The organism is Microbacterium sp. MPKO10 (assembly GCF_026107415.2).
Taxonomy (GTDB): Bacteria; Actinomycetota; Actinomycetes; order Actinomycetales; family Microbacteriaceae; genus Paramicrobacterium.
The window spans coordinates 38,701-59,315 of sequence record NZ_JAPCHX010000005.1; the positions used below are offsets into that span (position 1 = coordinate 38,701).

Genomic DNA, 20,615 nt, shown 5'->3' on the forward strand with positions numbered 1-20,615 from the left:
TCTCCAGTTTTTCTGTGTTGGGTTATGAGTGTTGTCGGTGGTGCGGCGACTCTGTGCTTCGGTGAGCGCCTGCTGCCAGAGTGGATGGCACATGAGAGCTGCGCACTATACCCAGTGGAAGCCGTCGGGATCGGTGAAAGATCCGCCGTCGCCTTCGAGAATAATCCGGTGTGAGCCGCTGCCCGAGGCCGCAACACCGGCATCCTTAGCCAACGCCTGGCGCTTGTAGAGAGCGAGCTTGATCGAACCGGGGCGCGTGTCGAACTCGACATAGCTTCCGAAGCTCTTCCCCGGGGCAAAGCCGTGCTCGATATAGAAGCGCTTGCTTGCACGAACATCGGATGCTGCAAGCAGCACGACAATATCGTCGATGCGTCGACTCGCCGGCTCGGTGTTCTTCTTCTGTGAAGTCGCCACTTTGATGATGCTTCCATCGGGAGCCTGCAGCGTTCCGCCGAAGCCCCACAAGCTCTTCGCCGCGGGTTTGATCACCGTGGCGCCCGCGGCGATCGCGGCGTCAAGAATCAGTTCGGCGTTGGCAGGCTGCGAGACGATGAGCGAGATCGTGAAGCCGCGGAAGCCGTCACTGGGTTCCGTCGCCTGCTGCAGTGTGACGCGGTCACCGAGCCCGAGTGCGGTGTAGAAGGCATCGGATGCCGCTCTGTCGGCGGTCTCGATTGTGAGGGACGTGAGTGCTCTCGTTGTCGTTGTTGTGTTCATGGTTCCAATTTAGGAACACGGCGAACGCGGTACTTCTTGATTCCTGATCGATCGTCAGCGGGCACCGCGGCGACCAGTAGTGCGACCATCCGCCACGATGGGCACGCAGACCCCAGCAACGCACGACGCAGGGCCGCTGACGGTGTCAGCGGCCCCGCGTGGTGAGGAGATGCTGTTACTCTCCCGGGTTTTCGGTGATCGCCAGGTCCGGCGTCACCCCGCCCGTTCCGAGTGAGGCACCGGAGTTGATTCCGGCTCCGACGGACTCCTCGCGCTGCGTCGTCGTGATGACGAACGCGCCGTCAGCGAAGTCGACGTGCACGTGGTCGCCGGGGTTGAGCTCGCCATGAAGGATCTTCTCGCTGAGCTCGTCCTCGACCTCGCTCTGCATCGCCCGACGCAGCGGCCGCGCACCGAGTGCCGGGTCGAACCCGACGTCGATGAGACGCTCCTTCGCCGGAACGGTGAGCTCGACGGTCATGTCGCGATCCAGCATCCGCTCGGCCAGGCGCTTCGTGAACAGATCGACGATCTGCAGAAGCTCCGGCTTCGACAGCTGCGGGAACACGATCGTGTCATCGACACGGTTGAGGAACTCAGGCTTGAAGTGCTTCTTGAGCTCTTCGTTGACCTTGGCCTTCATGGTCTCGTAGTTGGTGGCGGTGTCGCCCTCCACCTGGAAGCCGACGGGACCACCCGCGATGCCCTTCGAGCCGAGGTTGGTCGTCATGATGATGACCGTGTTCTTGAAGTCGACGATGCGCCCCTGGCCATCCGTCAGACGTCCCTCCTCCAGCACCTGGAGCAGTGAGTTGAAGATGTCCGGGTGCGCCTTCTCGATCTCGTCGAAAAGAACAACGCTGAACGGCTTGCGACGCACCTTCTCGGTGAGCTGGCCGCCCTCTTCGAACCCGACGAACCCGGGAGGGGCACCGAACAGCCGTGAGACCGTGTGCTTCTCGCCGTACTCACTCATGTCGAGCGAGATCAGGGCGTCTTCGTCGTCGAACAAGAACTCGGCGAGCGCCTTGGCGAGCTCGGTCTTGCCGACACCGGTTGGCCCGGCGAAGATGAACGAACCGCTGGGGCGCTTCGGGTCCTTGAGGCCGGCGCGGGTGCGCCGGATCGTGCGGGACAGCGCCGAGATGGCTTCGTCTTGCCCGATGACGCGCTCGTGCAGTGCCTTCTCCATGAAGACGAGCCGGCTCGACTCCTCCTCGGTGAGCTTGAAGACCGGGATGCCGGTGGCCTGAGCAAGCACCTCGGCGATGAGTCCTTCATCGACCGTGGCTGTTGCCTTGACCTCGCCGCTTCTCCACTGCTTCTCCAGGCGCAGGCGCTCGGCGAGCAGGTTCTTCTCTTCGTCGCGCAGGCTCGCTGCCTTCTCGAAGTCCTGGTCGTCGATCGCGGCTTCCTTGTTGTGGCGAACCGTCGAGATCTTCTCGTCGAATTCGCGCAGCTCGGGCGGGCTCGACAGGATCGAGAGGCGCAGGCGTGCACCGGCCTCGTCAATAAGGTCGATCGCCTTGTCCGGCAGGAACCGGTCAGAGACGTAGCGGTCAGAGAGGTTGGCCGCCGCGACGAGTGCGCCGTCGGTGATGGACACCTTGTGGTGTGCCTCGTAGCGGTCGCGCAATCCCTTGAGGATGTTGATCGTGTGCGGCAACGACGGCTGGTCAACCTGAATCGGCTGGAAGCGACGTTCGAGCGCAGCATCCTTCTCGAAGTGCTTGCGGTACTCGTCGATCGTGGTGGCGCCGATGGTCTGCAGCTCGCCGCGTGCAAGCAGAGGCTTCAGGATGCTGGCGGCGTCGATCGCGCCTTCAGCGGCTCCGGCTCCGACGAGCGTGTGGATCTCGTCGATGAAGACGATGATGTCACCGCGCGTGCGGATCTCTTTCGTTACCTTCTTGAGGCGCTCTTCGAAGTCACCGCGGTAGCGGCTTCCGGCGATGAGCGACCCGAGGTCGAGCGAGTAGACCTGCTTGTCCTTGAGCGTCTCGGGCACCTCGCCCTTGACGATCGACTGCGCGAGGCCTTCGACGACCGCGGTCTTGCCGACGCCGGGCTCGCCGATCAGCACGGGGTTGTTCTTCGAGCGGCGCGACAGGATCTGCATGACCCGCTCGATTTCCTTCTCGCGCCCGATCACCGGGTCAAGCTTGTTGTCGCGCGCAGCCTGGGTGAGGTTGCGACCGAACTGGTCGAGCACCTGCGAGCCGCCCTGCGGAGCCGCCTCGTTGGCACCGGCTCCAACGGATGCAGCTTCTTTACCCTGGTAGCCCGAAAGCAGCTGGATGACCTGCTGGCGAACACGGTTGAGGTCGGCGCCGAGCTTCACGAGCACCTGTGCGGCAACGCCCTCACCTTCGCGGATGAGACCGAGCAGAATGTGCTCGGTTCCGATGTAGTTGTGGCCGAGCTGCAGCGCTTCGCGCAGGCTCAGCTCAAGAACCTTTTTGGCACGGGGCGTGAACGGGATGTGTCCCGTGGGCGGCTGCTGGCCGGTTCCGATGATGTCGGTCACCTGCTCGCGCACGGCGTCGAGCGAGATTCCCATAGACTCAAGCGCCTTTGCGGCGACGCCCTCGCCCTCGTGGATGAGACCGAGCAGAATGTGCTCGGTTCCGATGTAGTTGTGGTTCAGCATCTTGGCCTCTTCTTGGGCCAGGACGACGACGCGGCGGGCGCGGTCGGTGAATCTCTCGAACATCTTCACTCCTTTCGACACCTCGGGCTTAAGTGGTGTCGATAAAGACAGCGTAACGAGCATTTGCCGTGTCTCAGCCCCCTGTTCGCCCACGGCGTGACAGTCACTGCCCTGCGCACATCGGACTCACTCCGGGCCATCAAACGCTTGACACGCATAACGACAAACGATAACTTATCGTTTATCGCTAATAACGACTATCGATAAGGAATGATCATGACGGATGCTGCGTCGCAGCCCACTGCGAAGACATCGCGCTCCCGAATCGAACGCGTCGAGCGCTACCTCCTGCAGGTGATCGCCACCGGTGCCGTGATGTTCAGCGTCATCGGCGTCTGGGCAGCTGTCACCCGCGCTCGCTACCTCCTCACCTTCCCGTCGGTGCGCGTTGACGGCATGGCGACAGCCGCAGACCGCAGCGACCTCGTCGCCGACTTCGAAGCGGTGACGGGAGCGTCATCCACAACTGCAGATGTGACGGTCTCGGGGCTCCCGTCGGGGACACGCTGGTGGCTTGTCGCCGCGGATTCCCTTCCCACGCTGGCCGGTGTCGGCATCGCCGCGGTCATCGTGATCATCGTCGTCGCCGTGCTGCGCGGCAAGCCGTTCGGGCGTATGACGTTGTGGGGCCTTGTCGCGTACGCCGCGCTGACGCTGGTGGGTGACTGGGGGCACGGCGTGCTCACGGCGATCGCGCACGACGAGGTAGCCACGTATCTGGGTGGCTCAGCAGCATCCGGAATCTCTGCCGACTCGGTCTTCAACCTGTCGCTCGAGATCAGCCTCACGCCGTTCGTCTGGGCGATCGCTCTCGCGGTCATTGCTGCGGCGTTCGAGCTCGGGCGGCGAATGCAGCGCGACACAGAAGGGCTTGTCTGATGGCGCCACGAGAACCTGAAGACGGGCCGAGCGGCATCCACTGCCGGCTCGATGAGCTGCTCGCTGATCGCGGCATGACGCTCACGCAGCTGAGCGAGACTGTGGGTGTCAGCATCGTGAACCTTTCGGTGCTGAAGAACGACCGTGCGAAGGCGATTCGCTTTACGACACTCGTTGCCATCTGCGATGCCCTGCAGTGCTCCCCCGGCGACCTGCTCGTGCGTGCGTGACTCGCCCTGACGCGGTTTCCTGTCCTTTGCGGATTTGCTGTAACTCCGCGGAGTTACAGCAAATCCGCAACTGACAGATTTTCTGGTCAGCCACGGCGAAGCAGAGCGCAACGTGAGCGGAGGTCTCCTAAGTCCCCAGGTTGCCCCGGCAACATCAGCCGCCAGAAGTCGGGCAGGTGCTTGTTCAGCCATTCAGCCGGACGGAGCGAAAGGTGTCATAGTACGGACGAGTTGTCTTGGCACGGACGAATGGTATGGACATGGCAGGGACGAGTTGTGATGGTGTGCGCCCAGATCATGTCCGCTGCTCCACACCATTGCACCCTGCATATGTAACCCCTACACGCAGAACTCTCGCGGAATCCTCTCTGACGACCGCCGTGTGCTCGAAACGACTCATCTCTCGTTTGCGACGGTTCCCACAGCGTTCAGAGACAGTTCTCACACCTGCGACCGATCACTGCAGCGCCGGGAAACGGGAAGCGGGGCACCGCAGCATCCTGCGACAGGCGTCGGGTCACTGCAACGGCGGGCGACAAGCGCAGGGACGCTGCGGCAACGGGAAACGAGTCACTGCAGCGCTGAACTGAGACGCGCAAGATTGTCGAGCACCGTCGAGCGCAGCGGCTGCTTCATCCACTCGTCGAGCGTCAGCTCGCGACTGCGCCTGCGGTAGTGGTCTTCGATCGCCCGCATGTCCCTCACGAACGACTCCCCGCGCACCAGCATCGAGATCTCGAGGTTCAGACCGAACGAGCGCATATCCATGTTGCTCGAGCCGAGCACCGCCACGTCATCGTCGATCGTGAAGTGCTTGGAGTGCAGAATGTACGGCTTGGGGTAGAGAAAGATCCGCACACCGGCGCGAAGCAGAGCCTCATAGTACGAACGCTGCGCGTGGTAGACCATCGCCTGGTCGCCGATCTCTGAGACGAACAAGTCGACGGGAACGCCGCGCTGCACCGCCGTGGTCACCGCGAACAGCAGCGATTCGTCTGGCACGAAGTACGGGCTCGTGATCACAATGCGCTTCTGCGCCGCCCACAGGAGGCCGAGGAAGAGTCGCAGGTTGTTCTCGCCCTCGAAGCCCGGCCCCGAGGGGACCACCTGACAGGCCAGTTCGCCAGGACGCTCGTCTTGCGTCACATCGCCCTCGCCACGCGGATCCGTGCCATCCGACAGCAGATCGTCGGTCTCGCTGTACCAGTCGGTGAGGAAGATCGCGTTGATGGCGCCGACGACCGGTCCCTGAACCCGCGCCTGCAGCTCCTGCCACTGCAGACCGCGCTCGATGTTCTTGCGCTTGTTGTAACTGCGATCGATGATGTTCTGCGAGCCAATCCACGCGGTTTCGCCATCGACGACGAGCAGCTTGCGGTGGTTGCGCAGATCGGGGCGCTGCCACTTCCATTTCAGCGGGTCGAGCGGCAGCATCCGGTGCCAGTCGACACCAATGTCGGTGAGTCGTCGCGTCATCTCCCGATAGCCGGGCGTGCGCAGCGACGCCACGTGGTCGAAGAGAACGCGAACCGGGACGCCGCGGGCCACCGCGCGTTCCAGGGCGTCGAAGAATGGGCGCGTCGTGTCGTCTTGGCACAGAATGTAGAACTCGACGTGCACCCATGACGTCGCTGCTTCAATGTCGTCGATCATCCCGTGCAGGCTCGAGGTGTAGCCATGGTCGAGCTCAGCCGTGTTGCCGCCCAGCATCGGAAAGCCACCGAGGTTCTGATTGAGATACGCGAGTGACGGAAGCCACGGCGGCTGCGCCACAAGGCTCTCATCGTGCGGAAGCTCGGCGACGACCGTTGCGATGTACGAGTTGATATCGTCTTGGCGCTTGCGGCGCTGGCGGGGCAGCTTTGGGTTTCCGATGAGGAGGAAGAGCAGGATCCCAAGGAATGGGATAAAGAAGATGGCGAGCAGCCACGCCATACCGGCCGTGGGCAGGCGATTGCGCGGCACGTAGATCACGGCGAAGATGCGCACCATGAGGTCGATGACGAAGACGACGATCGCCCATAGCCCGACGGCGATGCCGAAGACTTCGAATATCGGCTCGTCGATCATGCGACCCGCTCGCAAGGCGCACTGCAGCGCTCACCCATGTCAGCGATGATATCGGTCAGTCACTCTCCGCCGGGAGCGGCGTGCCGTCAGTGACCGGAGGGAGAGTGCGGCTTCGGCGGCAGCCCACGACGCAGGCGCTCTTCCGACTCGATGTCGGCATACACACGGCGCTCGTTGCGGTCGGCACGGAAAATCGCCCGCAGAACGAAGTAGAACAGCCCGAACAAGATCAGCGTCGGTGTGATCGACCAGATCGCGTTCAGCCAGAAGTCCTCAATCATGATGCCTCCATGATACCCCGCAGAAGGCTGTGACTGAGCCCGACGTCACTCACCCGCCCGTGATGATGCCCCAGATGCCGCTGCCGAGTAGATAGACGCCAACAGCCGCCCCGACGATCCACAACACGATGCGGTTGCGCGACGGCCCGCCAGACTTCTTCGGATCGAGCTCGTCGTTCGGCAGGTTGTCGTTCACGGCAGCTACTTCACCAGCGGGAACAGGATCGTCTCGCGGATGCCGAGCCCCGTGATCGCCATGAGCAGACGGTCGATGCCCATTCCCATGCCGCCCGTCGGCGGCATCCCGAATTCCAGAGCACGCAGGAACTCCTCATCAAGCTGCATCGCCTCGAGGTCGCCGCCCGCCGCGAGCTTCGCCTGCTCGACGAACCTCTCGCGCTGGATGACCGGGTCGACGAGCTCGGAGTAGCCGGTCGCCAGCTCGAAGCCGCGCACGTAAAGGTCCCACTTCTCGACGACGCCCGCGATGCTGCGGTGGTGACGCACAAGAGGGCTCGTGTCGACGGGGAAGTCCATGACGAACGTGGGCCGCTCGAGGCCGCCCTTGACGAAGTGCTCCCACAGCTCTTCCACGTACTTTCCGTGGATGGGGTGCGGCACTTCGATGCCTTCAGCATCCGCGAGCTGCTTGAGCTCGGCAAGCGGCGTCTCAGGCGTGATGGTGCGGCCAGCAGCATCCGAGAGGCTCTCGAACATCGAGATGCGGTCCCAGTCGCCGCCCAGGTCGTACTCGGTGCCGTCCGCCCAGGTGACGACGTGCGACCCGGCGATGTCGTGCGCGGCGTTCTGAATGAGCTTCTGCGTGAGGTCGGCGATGGTGTTGTAGTCGCCATACGCCTGATATGCCTCGAGCATCGCGAATTCGGGGCTGTGCGTGGAGTCGGCACCCTCGTTGCGGAAGTTGCGGTTGATCTCGAACACGTGGTCGATGCCGCCGACGATCGCGCGCTTGAGGTAGAGCTCGGGAGCGATGCGCAGGAAGAGCTCGGTGTCGAACGCGTTCGAGTGCGTGACGAACGGCCGGGCCGAAGCTCCGCCGTGCATCACCTGCAGCATCGGAGTCTCGATCTCAATGAAGCCGTCGTCGGTGAAGGTGCGGCGCAGGCTCGCGACTGCCGTGGCCCGCTTGACAACGTTCTCGCGTGCCTGCTCGCGCACAATGAGATCGAGGTAGCGGTTGCGCACTCGCGTCTCTTCACCCAACTCGTTGTGCAGGTTCGGCAGGGGCAGGACCGCCTTTGAGGCGATCTGCCACGACTCGGTCATGATCGACAGCTCGCCGCGGCGACTCGAGATGACCTCGCCCGAGACGAACACGTGGTCGCCGAGGTCGACGAGTTCCTTCCACTGCGCGAGACTGTCTTCGCCGACGGAGGCGAGGCTCACCATCGCCTGCACACGAGTGCCGTCACCAGACTGCAGGCTGGCAAAGCACAGCTTGCCGGTGTTGCGCAGGTGGACGACGCGACCCGCGACACCGACCGTGACGCCGGTCGCCGAGTCGATTTCGATGTCGCCCCACGTGGCGCGCACCTCGGGGATCGTGTGCGTGATGGGAACGCTGACCGGGTAGGCGCCCGCGCCGGGGTTGTCGGCCTCGGCGATCAGCCGCTCGCGCTTTTCGAGTCGCACCTGCTTCTGCTGGGAGATCTCCTCGGCGGTGGGCTCGTCAGTGCGGTTCTCGGTCATGCATCAACCTTTGCGGATCGTGGGCTTTCGTGCTGCGGCTGTCGGCCGAGTCAAGTTTACCCGGCGGATGCTGGTGCCCCACCGTACCGCCAATGCGCCGTCAGCGCTCGGCAGAAAGCGCGTCGTCGACGGCACTGCGCACAAGTGACGACAGGTATGCTCCCGGCTGCTCGACGCCGATGCCGTTCAGGATCCCCGACGCCTGTTCAACGATGGAGCGCGAGAACACCCGTGCCGTTTCGATGGCCTCACCGTACGCCTCGCGATCGTCCTCGGCGATCACGACGGGCTCGCCGCCCATCTCGACAACCAACGCCTGCCCGATCGGCAGCACCGGTGCCGGCCCGGTCACCGCGAAGAACGTTTCGGCAAGCCGCGCGAGGTCAAGCGAGGTGCCGGTGAACGACATCGCCGGATGGATGGCGAGAGGGATGCTGCCCGCGCGCTGCACCGGCTCAAGCACGCCGATGCCGAGCCCTGGTGCCGTGTGCACGACGATCTGCCCCGGACGCCAGGTGCCTGTCGCGGCGAGGCCCGCCACGAGTGCCTCGAGCTCAGCATCCGGAATCGCGATCAGCACGAGCTCGCTGCGTTCGACGATCGTCGGAATTTCGAGAATGGGAACGCCGGGGAGCATCGCCTCCGCGCGTTCTCGGCTGGCCTCCGACACAGCCGAGACACCGACGAGGGCATGCCCGGCCCCGGCGAGCGCCGAGGCGAGCACGGGCCCGACGTGGCCCGCCCCGATCACGCCGATGCCGAGCCGTCCGGCACGCTGATCATTCATTCGGGTGCCGCCGCCCAACGCTGTGTGGCATCGGCTCGTGCTGCGTTCGTCGCCGCGTCGTTTACCCGAGAGAAAAATCCGAGGGCGTTGTTCCGTGACAGCTGGCTGACCGACGCCGTCACGGGCCCGGCAACGGTGTGCACCTGTCCGGAGGCGAGGAGTCGCCGCCGCTGCCACGGCCCCTGCGAGATCTTGACAGACTGGATGCGCGCAAGCGGAACAATCACGAGTCGCCGATGGGCGAAGCCCTGTCGCGTGATGAGTACGTCGCCGAGCAGCGCGTAGCCAACGCGCCTCCAGGTGAGCGGGTTGAAGATCCACGAAGCTCGCGGGGCCGTGATGAAGTCGTCGTCAGGACCGGTACCGAGCAACCCGCGCGCCACCAGATCAGCAGACTCCTCGGGTGTGATGCCGGGCAGGACAAGGGCGAGCACTCGCTCAACGTCGTCGATCGTACCGACCGGCATGAGGATCGCCCGCTGCTGCGCCTGGTTCTGGTTAGACCCGGCGGCATCCTGCACCGCCGTATTAATGCGGATTTCCCACCATCCGAACGGCCGCCACAGCAGCGGCTGACGCACCTCGATGCCGTGCAGGCGCCCCGGCGGGATCGTTTCGTTCGACGTCGACAGCAGCCCATAGCCCACACGGATGCCGTGCTGCGTTGCCGCGATCGAGTACTGCATCGATTTCGTGATGCGCGACCAGTAGTAGGTGAGAAAACCGAAGATGGCCGGAATGATGCTGAACAAGACCCACGGTGTGCCGTAGACCGCCGCAAAGATGAGCCCGACGATCATCAGAATGAGAAACACCGTCGTATTGCTGATGACGACGCTGCCGGCGATGCGCAACGGCGGAATGCGCACGACCGATTCGGGTTCGGCGAGGTCCGGGTCAAGTTCAGGCGAGAGAAACTCGTTCACACGATCGGTGACGACGCCTTCGAGGCCCGGAGCACGCGTCGGTTGGGCGGATGCTGCAGGGGCCTCCCCCTTCGCTCCCGACGCGAGCCGCAGAATATCGCGCCGAAGGTTGTCTGTGCGGGCTGACCCGAGGTAGGCGAGTTCGACGCTCGCTCCCTGGCCAGCGACAGAGACCTGCAGCTTCGCGGCACCCACGAGTCGCGGAATGAACGAGCGCGTGATGTTGATGCCCTGGATGCGGTCAAGAGCCGCGCGCCTGTGCCGACGAAACAGGATGCCGCTGCGCACCTCGACGGCCTCGTGGGTGACACGAAATGTGTGCATGCGCCACGAGAAGTAGAAGCCGAGGATCAGCACGATGAGTACTCCGGCGAGCGCGAGCAGCGCCCACCCCACAAGGTTCTCGCGGAATATCCAGTCGAGAGGGTCACCGTTGTACTCGCGCATCTCGTCGCTGCCGACGAACAGCGACACGAGGCGCTCACGCATGTTCGCGACCACGTATCCGAGCACCACGAGGAGGATGATTCCGCCGCGGAGCAAGGGCGTGGCCGGATGCAGTCGATGCCACTCACCATCGGCAAGCGTGTCATTCGCAAGCGTCTCAGCGACGGCGGCAACGGCAGATCCCGGATGCTGCGAGGCAGCGGTTCCGCTCGAATCCGCGTCGCCCACCGCACCATCGGCGATCGGTGTCCCGCCGTCGTGAGCCTGTGCCCCGCCGGCATGAGTCGGGGACTCGGGCGTGACGGAATCTGGATGCTGCGGGGCAGCCTCGCGCGGCAGCTCGCCGTCGCGCGTACCCTCCGACGGCGGCAACGCGTTAGGACCCGGAGCGCCCGCCGGGTGCTCCTCGCCGCTCATAGGCCCGCCCTGCGGGTCTCGGCCACCTCAACGAGGTGGTCGCGGAGCTTCTCGGCCTCGTCGTTCGGGATGCCGGGGATCGACACTCCCGTCGCTGCCGCCGCCGTCACGAGCTTGACCTCGGCGAGTCCGAGCCCGCGGGCCAGAGGACCACGCGTGATGTCGACGAGCTGCATGCGGCCGTAGGGCACCGCGACGATGCGCTGCCACATGATGCCGCGGCGGAACACGAGGTCGTCGTCGCGCAGCTGGTAGCCGATGGCCTTCGCCTGGCGCGGCGTGATCACGAGTTCGATGATCGCCCCGATCACAGCGACGCCGAAGACGATCCAGGCCCACGTCTGTCCGGTGAAACCGAGCCAGCCGAAGACGACGAGTGCAATGACGAAGAAGATGATGGTTCCGATGATCTGCACCACGATGTACTTGGGTGAAACGCGCCGCCACTCGCGGAACTCCAGTTGCAGCCGCTGATCGCTGCGCGGTTCCTTGAGGTTCGACGCGTGCGCGTTGAGCGGTGCGTCGGAGTCTCCTCCGGCACCAGCATCCGGTTCCGCGCGAGCATCCAGAGGCACGCCAGCGTCGTGGGCTGGACCAGCATTCGGTGTTGCACGCTGAGGCGCGGCAGGCCTCTCTGCGGCACCCGCGCCCTGTGCCGCTTCTGCGTCCTGGTGCCCATCGGGGGTCTCTGCCCCGCTCGCGTTCTGTGGAGCGCCCTCGTTCTGAGGCACGCCGGCGTTCTCGGGAAAGTCAGGATTCGGCGGAGTCTGGGTCATCGTCCTCATCTTTCGGCAGTCGGCAGAGGTGCTCAGCGATGAGGCCCGCTGCGACGAGCAACGCCGAGCCCAATGCCATGGCGGCGGTGAGCCACACCGATGTTACCCCGGGCCACACCGTTCGCGTGATCATGAATGTCACAGCCCCGATCGCGAGCCCGAACAGCAGCGATCCGGACCAGCTCGATGCCCGCGCAAGCGAGACGATGCGCATCGACTGAAATGGGTCGATGCGACGCTTCGACGCGCCCGTCACCGAGCGACGGATCGGGATCGCGAACCCCACGACGATACCGCCGACAACGACGAGTGTGAACGGCAGCGTGATCGAGGGCACAACGACGGCCATTCCGGACGACGTGAGTGCCATCTCGATGAGGAATCCCGCGACGAGCCCAAGTGCGCCCAAACTGACGAGCGGTGTGGCTGTGGTGCGCTTCATCCGGCACCGCCCACAAGGACGCGGCGAAGCTCAGCGACGGGCCCGCGGCCGGGCAGAACCGCTGCCGGATCAACCTCGAGCCACGGGTCGAGCACGAACAGCCGTTCGGCGGCCCGAGGGTGTGGAAGCGTGAGGTGCGGGTCGTCGCTCTGCGTGTCGCCGAAGGCGATGATGTCGATGTCGAGCGTGCGACTCCCCCAGCGTTCAGCGCGCACTCGACCGTGCGCGTCTTCGATGCGCTGGGTGGCCGCGAGAAGGGACTTCGCATCGAGCACGGTGCGCGCGAGGACGACGCCGTTCAGGTAGCGCGGTGCCGTCTCGTCAGCGCCGTCGAGGGTCACGGCAACGGACTCGATCAGCGTCGAGACAGCATCCACGATCGTTCCCGGTGTGCGCCGCAGATCGTCGACTGCTGCCTCAAGCGTCGCCCGGCGGTCGCCCAGATTGGCGCCGATCGCCAGCACAACAGACGTCGAGCGGAGCGGCCTGACCGGGTCACGAACGATCATGAGGCTGTCCTCGACCGCGTGATGGTCACGGAGACATCGTCGAAGGGCACCGGAATGGGCGCCTGCGGTTTGTGCAGCGTCACCCTCGTGGTGTGCACTCCGGTGAAACCAAGAGCGGTTCTGGCGACGCGTTCGGCCACGGTCTCGATGAGGTCGACGGGCGCCGTGGCGACAGCATCCGCGACGGCCTGCGCCAGATCGCCATAGTGCACGGTCTGCCCGAGATCGTCGCTGGTTCCCGCCCCACGCAGGTCGGTGAATACCGTGACGTCGACGATGAACTCCTGCCCGTTCTCGCGCTCGAAGTCGAAGACGCCATGGTTGGCGTGCACGCGTATACCGGTGACGGTGATGGCGTCGCCGGCGAGGCTGCCGCTCTCGGTGTCTTTCACGAGTACCACTCTGCCACGGCCGGATGTGCTCACTCGACCCCGCGCGCAGCGAGCGCGTCGGCCGTGTCGTCTGCGTGCCGCAGAGATTGCACCAGGAGCGGCACGACGAACGCCTTGACGCTCAATCGGCCCGTGCGCGCTCGCTGCGCATCGCGCAGTTCGCCGGCCAGCCCCGCGATGACCGGCACCGTCCTGATCGTGAGTGCGAGCATGAGGCCGATGCGATCGGGGTTGACGCCGAACCGACGCAGCGGCCGCAGGGCACGCTCGACGGCGTCGAGGATCTCCGTCGTACGGGTGGTGAGTGTGACGATCGCGGCCAGAAGGAGGACGATCACGACGCGGGCGGCCGTCGCCAAGACGGTCGGGATCGGCAGGAAGATCAGCGGAACCACCACGATGAAGACGATGAGCCAGCGCACGGCGAGAATCTGCCGCCAGAGTTCTGCCAGGCCGAGCCTGCCCACCAGATACCCCGCGATCACGACAACGGCCCCGGCTCCCAGGCCCCACCAGGTAGGCGGCGGCACGACGACGGCGACGATGACCACGACGAGGCCGATCAGCTTCGCCCCGGCGGGCAGCCGGTGCAGGATGCTGTCACGCGCGCGGTACTGCCCGAGCATCGTCATGGGCGGGCCACGATCTCGCTGAGGTACCGGTCGATCACGTCGCGCGGGTTCCCCTGCGTGATCAATCGGGCGTTGTCGAAGAGGAGTGCCTCATCGCAGCGCGCCGCCAGCTCGAGGTCGTGCGTGACGATGACGCACTGCTGCGGCAGGCCGAGCAGGAGGTCGGCGATACGCCGCGCATTGCGGGCATCGAGCAGCGTCGTCGGTTCGTCAGCGACGATCAGCGACGGCTCCGCGACCAGAACGGATTGGATCGCGAGCATCTGCTTCTGGCCGCCCGACAGATCGTGAGCGGGCAGATCCGCGTGCCCCGCCAGACCGTTCTCGGCCAGCACCGCCGCCACGCGCTCGGCGATCTGCCCGGTGCTCAGCCCCCGGCCGCGCAGTGAGAACGCGAGGTCTTCGGCAACTGTGGGCATCACAATCTGTGCGTCGGGATTCGTGAACACGAAGCCGACCTTTCGGCGCAGCATCCTCACGTCTGTCACCGTGTCGAGTCCGCCGACCGACACGCTCCCCTGGGTGGGCGTCCGCAACCCGTTCAGCAGTCGGGCAAACGTCGATTTTCCCGAACCGTTGAGCCCGATGACGGCGAGATTGTGGGCGCAGGTCTCGAGCGAGATGTCGTCGAGCGCGGTCACCTCGCCCGCCGCAGTTGGGTGCCGAACCGTGACGCGGGTGAGCGCGATGTCGCTGTCGCGGGCGCTGTCGTGCTGGCCTGACAGCATCCGCTTATCGCACCGAGACGGGCGTCGGTTCGACGCGGGGCTGCCGTGGCGTGACGAACGCGCGCGGGTAGGCCTTCCACACCGCCATCGTGAGGGCAACGGTGAGCGCTGCCTTGATGGCATCGCCGGGCACGAAGGCAAAGTTCGCAATGGTGGCCTCACCGAGCGACAAACCGAGCATCGCTGCCATGACGGGGATGCCGACGGCGTAGATCGCGAGCATGCCGCCGACGACAGTGCCGAGGGCGACGCGCCACCAGACGGGACGCGTTGCTCCCGCGTGAACGATTACCCCGACGACGGCGGCTCCGAGCACCCAGCCGATGAGGTAGCCGGACGACGGGACGAAGAAGACGCCGATGCCGCCGCGACCGCCCGAGAGAAGCGGAAGACCCGCCGCCGTGAGAACGAGAAGAACCAGAACGGATGCTGCTCCGCGCCACCAGCCGAGGATCGCTCCGGCCAGCATCACCCCGAGCGTCTGCAGGGTGATGGGCACGGCCATCCCGAACGGGCTGACGGCGCCGGGGATGCCGAGGACGGCGATGATCGCGGCGAATGTGGCAATGCGGGTGATGTCGTTGAGTGTTGTCTTCACGATTACCTAGCGTGTCAGGCGGAGCGTCACTGTCATTGTGGAGTATCGCACATGGTTTCCCGAAAAGTGTTGTTGAAGTTCGCCAACGACAGCGGCGGCCGGGGCGATCGACCGCCGGGGCGAACGGTCGGGGAAGCGACCTGAGTAGGTGGTCAGGACAATCGGCGTGAGCGGGCGGTCACGGTGTGTCGCGGTGCGCGTCGACGGCGTCGAGCACGTTGAGGGCGATGCGGGTGCCCCGAACGTTGTGCACCCGCACAGCCCAGATGCCGGACTGCGCGCACAACAGGCTGATCGCGGCGGTCGCAGGGTCTCGCTCGGGCGGTTGCGCGCCAACCGGTGACACGGTTGACAGGAATCGTTTGCGGCTCGCTCCCACAAGCATCCGGTCCGCCAGTGCCGCGAAGCGGTCGAGGTGGGCGATGATGGCCCAGTTGTGCTCGGGGTTCTTCGAGAATCCGAGGCCCGGGTCCACGATGAGGCGCTCGGGGGCGATGCCCGCCAGCGTCAGGGCGTCGAGGCGTCGCGCGAGCTCACCGTGCACGTCGGAGAGTACGTCGTCGTAGTGCACGCGCTCGTGGGGATCGGTGAGGTAGCCGCGCCAGTGCATCGCGACAAAGTCACGGCCGCTCTCGGCGGCGACGCGGGGCATGTCGGGGTCCACCAGGCCGCCGGAGACATCGTTGATGATCTCGGCACCCACCTCAACACTCGCGGCGGCGGTCGCCGCGTGCATGGTGTCGACGCTCACCGGCACACCTTCGGCGGCAAGGGTCTCGATGACGGGCAGAACGCGTCGTTGCTCTTCGGCGGGATCGACAAGTTCGGCTCCGGGGCGCGTCGACTCTCCCCCGACGTCAATGAGGTCAGCGCCCTCGCGGCGCAGCTCAAGCGCATGCTCGATCGCCGTGTCGTGACTGAAGTAGCGTCCGCCGTCGCTGAATGAATCCGGTGTGACGTTCACGACACCCATGATGAGCGTCATGTGGCATCACCGCGCGCAATCAGGGCGACGGTCTCTGCCCGCTCGACGGGGTCAGCGAGCGTCCCCCGGCTGGCGAGAGTCACCGTCGTCGAGCGGTTCTGCTGCGTACCGCGCGCCGTCACGCACGAGTGGGCTGCATCGATGATGACCAGCACGCCCGCAGCATCCAACCCCGTACCGATGGCGTCGGCGATCTGCTCGCCGAGGCGCTCCTGCACCTGCGGTCGCGCCGCGAGCACCTCAATAACACGAGGGATGCGGCCGAGGCCGACGACCCGCTCGCGCGGAACGTAGGCGACGTGCGCCGTGCCGAGAAACGGGAGCAGGTGATGCTCGCACATGGAGCGGAACGCGATGTCACGCACGATCACGACTTCACCCGACTCGCTCTTCTCGAGGGGGATGCCCTCGCCCAGAAGCGTGAGCGGGTCGGCGCCGACACCGTGGAAGAACTCGGCGTACGACTCCGCCACGCGCTGCGGTGTGCTCACGAGTCCCGCGCGATCGACGTCCTCGCCGATCGCCGCGAGAAGCTCTCGCGTCGCCGCCTCGATGCGCTCCCGGTCAACGCCCGTCATGGTCTATGCGTTTGCCGTGCTGGTGCCCGGGTTGGGGTCGGAATCGGTCGCGTCAGCAGATGCCTCATCGGCAGCATCCGTCGGCTGAGACTCCTGAGACGTCACGTTGCCATCGGTCACGTCCGGCTCGATGGGCGAGGAAGCGGGGATCTCAACGGGCGGCAGATCGCTCACCGGGCGACCCTCGCTCGAGAGCCACACCGGGCGCTCATCCAGCTTGCGGACGGGAGCGAAGATGTCGGCCAGCTGGTTGTGGTCGAGGGTCTCTTTCTCGAGCAGCTCGCGGGCGAGGGAATCGAGAACGTCACGGTTGTTGTTGATCACCGACCACGCCTCGTTGTGCGCCTGTTCGATGAGCTCTCGCACCTGCTTGTCGACCTGCTGCGCCAGTTCTTCCGAGTAGTCGCGCTGGTGGCCCATGTCGCGGCCGAGGAACATCTCCCCCGACGCCTGACCGAGCTTCACGGGGCCGACATCGATGGTCATGCCGTACTCGGTGACCATCTTGCGGGCGATTCCCGTCGCCTTCTCAATGTCATTCGACGCACCGGTCGTGGGGTCGTGGAACACGATCTCCTCGGCGACGCGGCCGCCCATCGCGTAGGTGAGCTGGTCGAGGAGCTCATTGCGGGTGACTGAGTACTTGTCTTCGAGGGGGAGCACCATCGTGTACCCGAGGGCGCGACCGCGAGGAAGGATCGTGATCTTCGTCACCGGGTCGGTGTGGTTCATCGCCGCGGCGGCGAGCGCGTGGCCGCCCTCGTGGTAGGCGGTGATGAGCTTCTCTTTCTCATTCATCACGCGTGTGCGGCGCTGCGGGCCGGCAATGACGCGGTCGATGGCTTCGTCGAGCGCCCGGTTGTCGATCAGCTGCGCGTTGGAGCGCGCGGTGAGCAGCGCTGCCTCGTTGAGAACGTTCGCGAGGTCCGCGCCGGTGAAACCGGGGGTCTTGCGGGCGACGACCTCGAGGTCGACGCCTTCAGCGAGCGGCTTGCCGCGGCCGTGCACCTCGAGGATTTGCAGGCGCCCCTGCATGTCGGGTGCGTCGACGCCGATCTGACGGTCGAAACGGCCGGGCCGCAGGAGGGCGGGGTCGAGGATGTCGGGACGGTTCGTCGCCGCGATCAGGATGACGTTCGTCTTGGGGTCGAAGCCGTCCATCTCGACGAGCAGCTGGTTCAGCGTCTGCTCGCGCTCGTCGTGGCCGCCTCCCATGCCGGCGCCACGGTGCCGACCGACGGCGTCGATCTCGTCGACGAAGATGATCGCCGGTGAGTTCTCTTTCGCCTGCTGGAACAGGTCGCGCACACGGCTTGCGCCGACACCGACGAACATCTCGACGAAGTCGGAACCCGAGATCGAGTAGAACGGCACGGCGGCTTCGCCCGCAACGGCACGGGCGAGCAGCGTCTTACCCGTTCCGGGTGGGCCATACAGCAGCACACCCTTCGGAATGCGCGCACCGACGGCCTGGAACTTGGCCGGATCCTTGAGGAAGTCCTTGATCTCCTCGAGCTCTTCGATGGCCTCCTCGGCTCCGGCGACGTCGGTGAAGGTGACCTTTGGCGACTCCTTCGACACCATCTTCGCCTTGGACTTGCCGAACTGCATCACCTTGCTGCCGCCGCCCTGCATGCTCGAGAGCATGAACCAGAAGAACAATCCGATGAGCAGAAGAGGCAGAAGGATGCTGGCCATGGACAGCCACCAGTTGCCCTGCGGGACCTCGTCGTTGAACCCGTTCTTCGGAGCTGCGGAGTCGACTGTCTTCACGACGGTGTCGGCACGAGCGTCGATGAAGTAGAACTGCACCATCTTCCCGTTGTCGCCCGCATCTTTGCTGAGGGTGAGGTCGACGCGGTTGTCGCCCTGGGTGATCACGGCCTCAGTGACTGTGTCGCCCTTCAGGAGCTCGAGGCCCTGCTGGGTTGAGATCTCTTTGTATCCACCGAGGTTCAGCAGGCTCGACCCGATCCAGAAGGCCAGAATGGCGATGAGGATGTAGGGAATGGGGCCTTTGAAGATGCGCTTCAGGTTCATGGGAGTGGGAGCGAGAGGCTCAGCACCTTTCCGGTGAGTTCGACGGGGCAGACCAGCCCCGTGGCATTAGCGTAACGTGCGGCTGCTGTGCGCGTCCTCGGTGTTCCCCGAGGGCGTACAGGGTGTTCAGGTCGTTCAATCCTCCCGGTAGATGTGCGGCGCGAGCACCGCCACATCCCTCAGGTTGCGGTAGCGTTCGGCGAAGTCGAGACCGTAGCCCACGACGAAATCACTGGGGATGTCGAAGCCCACGTACTGGCAGTCGATCGTCACCTTCGCAGCATCCGGCTTGCGCAGCAGTGCGCATACGTTGACGGAGGCGGCACCGCGTGAGGCGAAGTTATCGAGCAGCCACGAGAGGGTGAGCCCGGAATCGATGATGTCCTCGACAATGAGCACGTGCCGCCCGGCCATGTCGGTGTCGAGGTCTTTGCGGATCTGCACGACACCGCTCGATTTCGTGCCGGCACCGTAGCTCGACACCGCCATCCAGTCCATCTGAACGTTGTGGCTGAGGTGCCGTGACAGGTCGGCCATGACCATCACAGCGCCCTTCAGAACTCCGACAAGTAGCAAGTCTTTCCCGGCGTAATCTGTGTCGATCTGCGCGGCGAGTTCCGCCAGCTTTGCGTCGATCTGCTCTTCCGTGACGAGGATCTTCGTGAGGTCGCTCTCAATTTCACTCGCGTGCATGGATCGAGTCTACGTGCCCTGCCGAGGTGGCGTCTTTCCGGCGGCTGTGAAGACGATTCGCCCGCCCGTACGGCTGACCGCGATGCCAGGCACATCGATCGGGCCCTGGCCGCGCCAGTCGGTGACGAGCGCGGCGATCGCGAGCGTGTGGCTCCGCGAGAGCGAGGCCCCGAACTCGGCGTGCGCGATGTACCGGATCAGGCGATGGCGCAGCGCCGCCGGGTTGTGCTCGAGTGCGCTCACTTCGACGGCGATGCCAGCCTCCGCCGGCTCGCAGACCTCCTCGATGAACTCCTCGATCATCTGCTCGAAGGCATCCTCGTCTTCACGCGACTGCTCGGCAGTGCGGGCCAGCGCCTCGGCGATGCCGGGCCCGAGTTCCTGCTCAAGCACCGGCAGCACACGGTTTCTGACACGCACGCGAGTGAAGACAGCATCCCCGTTCTGTGGGTCATCCCACACCTCGATCCCCCGCGCCACACACGACGCACGCGTCTGCTCACGCCGCACGCCCAGCAGCGGCCGAGCGTAGCGGCCGGTTAGCGGTGCCATTCCCTTCAGGCTTCCCGCGCCCGAACCGCGTGCGAGCCCGAGAAGCACGGTCTCCGCCTGGTCATCGAGCGTGTGCCCGAGCAGCACGAGGTCCGCGCCAATGCGCTCCGCTTCCTCGTCGATCGCCCGGTAGCGCGCGTCGCGAGCTGCGGCTTCCGGCCCGCCGCCCTCCGTCACGTGAACGCGCGTGATCTGCGCGTCGATGCCCCAGCTCGTGAGCGTGTCGGCAGTGCGGTGGGCGACAGCATCCGAGCCTGTCTGCAATCCGTGATCGACAGTGATCGAGTGCACCCGGATGCTGAGCGGCGACGCCTCGAAGGCGAGCGCCGCCGCGAGCGCCATCGAATCAGCGCCACCGCTCACGCAGGCGAGCACCGCGCTGCCGTCTGCACAGTTCTCGAGGCTGCGCCGCACGCCGAGCCGCACCGCGGCGGTCGCCGCGTCGAGCCGCGGGCGCCGGGCAGAGTGCAAGTGGGAAGTCATGGAGGGCATCAAGTAACGTTAGTTCAGGTT

At 65.3% G+C, this 20,615-nt stretch carries 22 protein-coding genes; 2 read left to right on the plus strand and 20 right to left on the minus strand.

The features are described from left to right. Window positions 1-105 precede the first annotated feature (105 nt). Together OK352_RS11205 and OK352_RS11210 are read right to left on the minus strand one after the other, a co-directional pair. Window positions 106-720: a VOC family protein gene (locus tag OK352_RS11205; protein WP_265141571.1), complete on the minus strand. Its 615-nt coding sequence runs from the start codon at window positions 718-720 to the stop codon at window positions 106-108. Between the two features lie 175 nt (window positions 721-895). Further along, a complete protein-coding gene (locus OK352_RS11210; protein WP_265141572.1) occupies window positions 896-3,433 on the minus strand; it encodes an ATP-dependent Clp protease ATP-binding subunit in 2,538 nt (845 codons plus the stop codon). Between the two features lie 213 nt (window positions 3,434-3,646). Here OK352_RS11210 and OK352_RS11215 point away from each other — a divergent pair, with 213 nt between their 5' ends. Continuing rightward, window positions 3,647-4,309 carry a hypothetical protein gene (locus tag OK352_RS11215; protein ID WP_265141573.1) on the plus strand — a complete coding sequence of 221 codons (663 nt, stop codon included), beginning with the start codon at window positions 3,647-3,649 and terminating at the stop codon, window positions 4,307-4,309. Beyond that, window positions 4,309-4,539, plus strand: coding sequence for a helix-turn-helix domain-containing protein (locus OK352_RS11220; protein WP_265141574.1), 231 nt, complete (start codon window positions 4,309-4,311; stop codon window positions 4,537-4,539). Before OK352_RS11215 ends, OK352_RS11220 begins: the two co-directional genes overlap by 1 nt. A 570-nt stretch (window positions 4,540-5,109) precedes the next feature. Here OK352_RS11220 and cls read toward each other — a convergent pair. From cls to tilS, 18 genes are all read right to left on the minus strand, one after another. Continuing rightward, a complete protein-coding gene (gene cls, locus OK352_RS11225; RefSeq protein WP_265141575.1) occupies window positions 5,110-6,609 on the minus strand; it encodes a cardiolipin synthase in 1,500 nt (499 codons plus the stop codon). An 86-nt stretch (window positions 6,610-6,695) separates the two neighbouring features. Beyond that, window positions 6,696-6,890, minus strand: a complete 195-nt coding sequence (locus tag OK352_RS11230) for a hypothetical protein (RefSeq protein WP_306387794.1) — start codon at window positions 6,888-6,890, stop codon at window positions 6,696-6,698. Window positions 6,891-6,939: 49 nt separating this feature from the next. Further along, entirely contained in the window at window positions 6,940-7,086 is a 147-nt protein-coding gene (locus OK352_RS11235; protein WP_265141576.1) for a hypothetical protein, read from the minus strand. 5 nt (window positions 7,087-7,091) lie between these two features. Then, complete coding sequence (gene lysS / locus OK352_RS11240; RefSeq protein WP_265141577.1) at window positions 7,092-8,600, minus strand: lysine--tRNA ligase; 1,509 nt, start codon at window positions 8,598-8,600, stop codon at window positions 7,092-7,094. Between the two features lie 100 nt (window positions 8,601-8,700). After that, window positions 8,701-9,387: a Rossmann-like and DUF2520 domain-containing protein gene (locus OK352_RS11245; protein ID WP_265141578.1), complete on the minus strand. Its 687-nt coding sequence runs from the start codon at window positions 9,385-9,387 to the stop codon at window positions 8,701-8,703. Then, on the minus strand, window positions 9,384-11,177 hold the full coding sequence (locus OK352_RS11250; RefSeq protein ID WP_265141579.1) for a PH domain-containing protein: 1,794 nt from the start codon (window positions 11,175-11,177) through the stop codon (window positions 9,384-9,386). The genes OK352_RS11245 and OK352_RS11250 overlap by 4 nt, the downstream gene beginning before the upstream one ends. After that, window positions 11,174-11,953 (minus strand): PH domain-containing protein, encoded by a 780-nt coding sequence (locus OK352_RS11255; RefSeq protein WP_265141580.1) that lies wholly within the window; start codon window positions 11,951-11,953, stop codon window positions 11,174-11,176. Before OK352_RS11255 ends, OK352_RS11250 begins: the two co-directional genes overlap by 4 nt. Beyond that, window positions 11,928-12,395 carry a DUF3180 domain-containing protein gene (locus OK352_RS11260; protein WP_265141581.1) on the minus strand — a complete coding sequence of 156 codons (468 nt, stop codon included), beginning with the start codon at window positions 12,393-12,395 and terminating at the stop codon, window positions 11,928-11,930. Before OK352_RS11260 ends, OK352_RS11255 begins: the two co-directional genes overlap by 26 nt. Beyond that, entirely contained in the window at window positions 12,392-12,904 is a 513-nt protein-coding gene (gene folK / locus OK352_RS11265) for a 2-amino-4-hydroxy-6-hydroxymethyldihydropteridine diphosphokinase (protein WP_265141582.1), read from the minus strand. Before folK ends, OK352_RS11260 begins: the two co-directional genes overlap by 4 nt. Beyond that, window positions 12,901-13,296, minus strand: coding sequence for a dihydroneopterin aldolase (folB, locus tag OK352_RS11270; RefSeq protein WP_265141583.1), 396 nt, complete (start codon window positions 13,294-13,296; stop codon window positions 12,901-12,903). The genes folK and folB overlap by 4 nt, the downstream gene beginning before the upstream one ends. A gap of 29 nt (window positions 13,297-13,325) precedes the next feature. Next, window positions 13,326-13,928: an energy-coupling factor transporter transmembrane component T family protein gene (locus OK352_RS11275; RefSeq protein ID WP_265141584.1), complete on the minus strand. Its 603-nt coding sequence runs from the start codon at window positions 13,926-13,928 to the stop codon at window positions 13,326-13,328. Beyond that, window positions 13,925-14,656, minus strand: coding sequence for an energy-coupling factor ABC transporter ATP-binding protein (locus OK352_RS11280; RefSeq protein WP_265141585.1), 732 nt, complete (start codon window positions 14,654-14,656; stop codon window positions 13,925-13,927). Before OK352_RS11280 ends, OK352_RS11275 begins: the two co-directional genes overlap by 4 nt. A gap of 4 nt (window positions 14,657-14,660) precedes the next feature. Then, complete coding sequence (locus tag OK352_RS11285; RefSeq protein ID WP_265141586.1) at window positions 14,661-15,254, minus strand: biotin transporter BioY; 594 nt, start codon at window positions 15,252-15,254, stop codon at window positions 14,661-14,663. 178 nt (window positions 15,255-15,432) lie between these two features. After that, entirely contained in the window at window positions 15,433-16,239 is an 807-nt protein-coding gene (folP, locus tag OK352_RS11290) for a dihydropteroate synthase (protein ID WP_265141587.1), read from the minus strand. Next, window positions 16,236-16,817 (minus strand): GTP cyclohydrolase I FolE, encoded by a 582-nt coding sequence (folE, locus tag OK352_RS11295; RefSeq protein WP_265141588.1) that lies wholly within the window; start codon window positions 16,815-16,817, stop codon window positions 16,236-16,238. The genes folP and folE overlap by 4 nt, the downstream gene beginning before the upstream one ends. 3 nt (window positions 16,818-16,820) lie before the next feature. Then, the gene (gene ftsH / locus OK352_RS11300; RefSeq protein ID WP_265141589.1) at window positions 16,821-18,857 is read right to left on the minus strand and encodes an ATP-dependent zinc metalloprotease FtsH; all 2,037 of its coding nucleotides are present in this window, start codon (window positions 18,855-18,857) and stop codon (window positions 16,821-16,823) included. A gap of 135 nt (window positions 18,858-18,992) precedes the next feature. Next, a complete protein-coding gene (gene hpt / locus OK352_RS11305) occupies window positions 18,993-19,550 on the minus strand; it encodes a hypoxanthine phosphoribosyltransferase (protein ID WP_265141590.1) in 558 nt (185 codons plus the stop codon). A 9-nt stretch (window positions 19,551-19,559) separates the two neighbouring features. Continuing rightward, window positions 19,560-20,585 (minus strand): tRNA lysidine(34) synthetase TilS, encoded by a 1,026-nt coding sequence (gene tilS, locus OK352_RS11310; protein WP_265141591.1) that lies wholly within the window; start codon window positions 20,583-20,585, stop codon window positions 19,560-19,562. Window positions 20,586-20,615: the final 30 nt, after the last annotated feature.

Bases quoted from the DNA above. Each gene is read 5' to 3' on its own strand.
- OK352_RS11245 (WP_265141578.1), bottom strand. From the start codon at position 9,387: ATGAATGATCAGCGTGCCGGACGGCTCGGCATCGGCGTGATCGGGGCG.
- OK352_RS11250 (WP_265141579.1), bottom strand. From the start codon at position 11,177: ATGAGCGGCGAGGAGCACCCGGCGGGCGCTCCGGGTCCTAACGCGTTG.
- ftsH (WP_265141589.1), bottom strand. From the start codon at position 18,857: ATGAACCTGAAGCGCATCTTCAAAGGCCCCATTCCCTACATCCTCATC.
- tilS (WP_265141591.1), bottom strand. From the start codon at position 20,585: ATGACTTCCCACTTGCACTCTGCCCGGCGCCCGCGGCTCGACGCGGCG.
- cls (WP_265141575.1), bottom strand. From the start codon at position 6,609: ATGATCGACGAGCCGATATTCGAAGTCTTCGGCATCGCCGTCGGGCTA.
- OK352_RS11210 (WP_265141572.1), bottom strand. From the start codon at position 3,433: ATGTTCGAGAGATTCACCGACCGCGCCCGCCGCGTCGTCGTCCTGGCC.
- OK352_RS11275 (WP_265141584.1), bottom strand. From the start codon at position 13,928: ATGACGATGCTCGGGCAGTACCGCGCGCGTGACAGCATCCTGCACCGG.
- folK (WP_265141582.1), bottom strand. From the start codon at position 12,904: ATGATCGTTCGTGACCCGGTCAGGCCGCTCCGCTCGACGTCTGTTGTG.
- folE (WP_265141588.1), bottom strand. From the start codon at position 16,817: ATGACGGGCGTTGACCGGGAGCGCATCGAGGCGGCGACGCGAGAGCTT.
- OK352_RS11205 (WP_265141571.1), bottom strand. From the start codon at position 720: ATGAACACAACAACGACAACGAGAGCACTCACGTCCCTCACAATCGAG.
- OK352_RS11215 (WP_265141573.1), top strand. From the start codon at position 3,647: ATGACGGATGCTGCGTCGCAGCCCACTGCGAAGACATCGCGCTCCCGA.
- OK352_RS11220 (WP_265141574.1), top strand. From the start codon at position 4,309: ATGGCGCCACGAGAACCTGAAGACGGGCCGAGCGGCATCCACTGCCGG.
- folP (WP_265141587.1), bottom strand. From the start codon at position 16,239: ATGACGCTCATCATGGGTGTCGTGAACGTCACACCGGATTCATTCAGC.
- lysS (WP_265141577.1), bottom strand. From the start codon at position 8,600: ATGACCGAGAACCGCACTGACGAGCCCACCGCCGAGGAGATCTCCCAG.
- OK352_RS11255 (WP_265141580.1), bottom strand. From the start codon at position 11,953: ATGACCCAGACTCCGCCGAATCCTGACTTTCCCGAGAACGCCGGCGTG.
- OK352_RS11230 (WP_306387794.1), bottom strand. From the start codon at position 6,890: ATGATTGAGGACTTCTGGCTGAACGCGATCTGGTCGATCACACCGACG.
- OK352_RS11280 (WP_265141585.1), bottom strand. From the start codon at position 14,656: ATGCTGTCAGGCCAGCACGACAGCGCCCGCGACAGCGACATCGCGCTC.
- hpt (WP_265141590.1), bottom strand. From the start codon at position 19,550: ATGCACGCGAGTGAAATTGAGAGCGACCTCACGAAGATCCTCGTCACG.
- OK352_RS11260 (WP_265141581.1), bottom strand. From the start codon at position 12,395: ATGAAGCGCACCACAGCCACACCGCTCGTCAGTTTGGGCGCACTTGGG.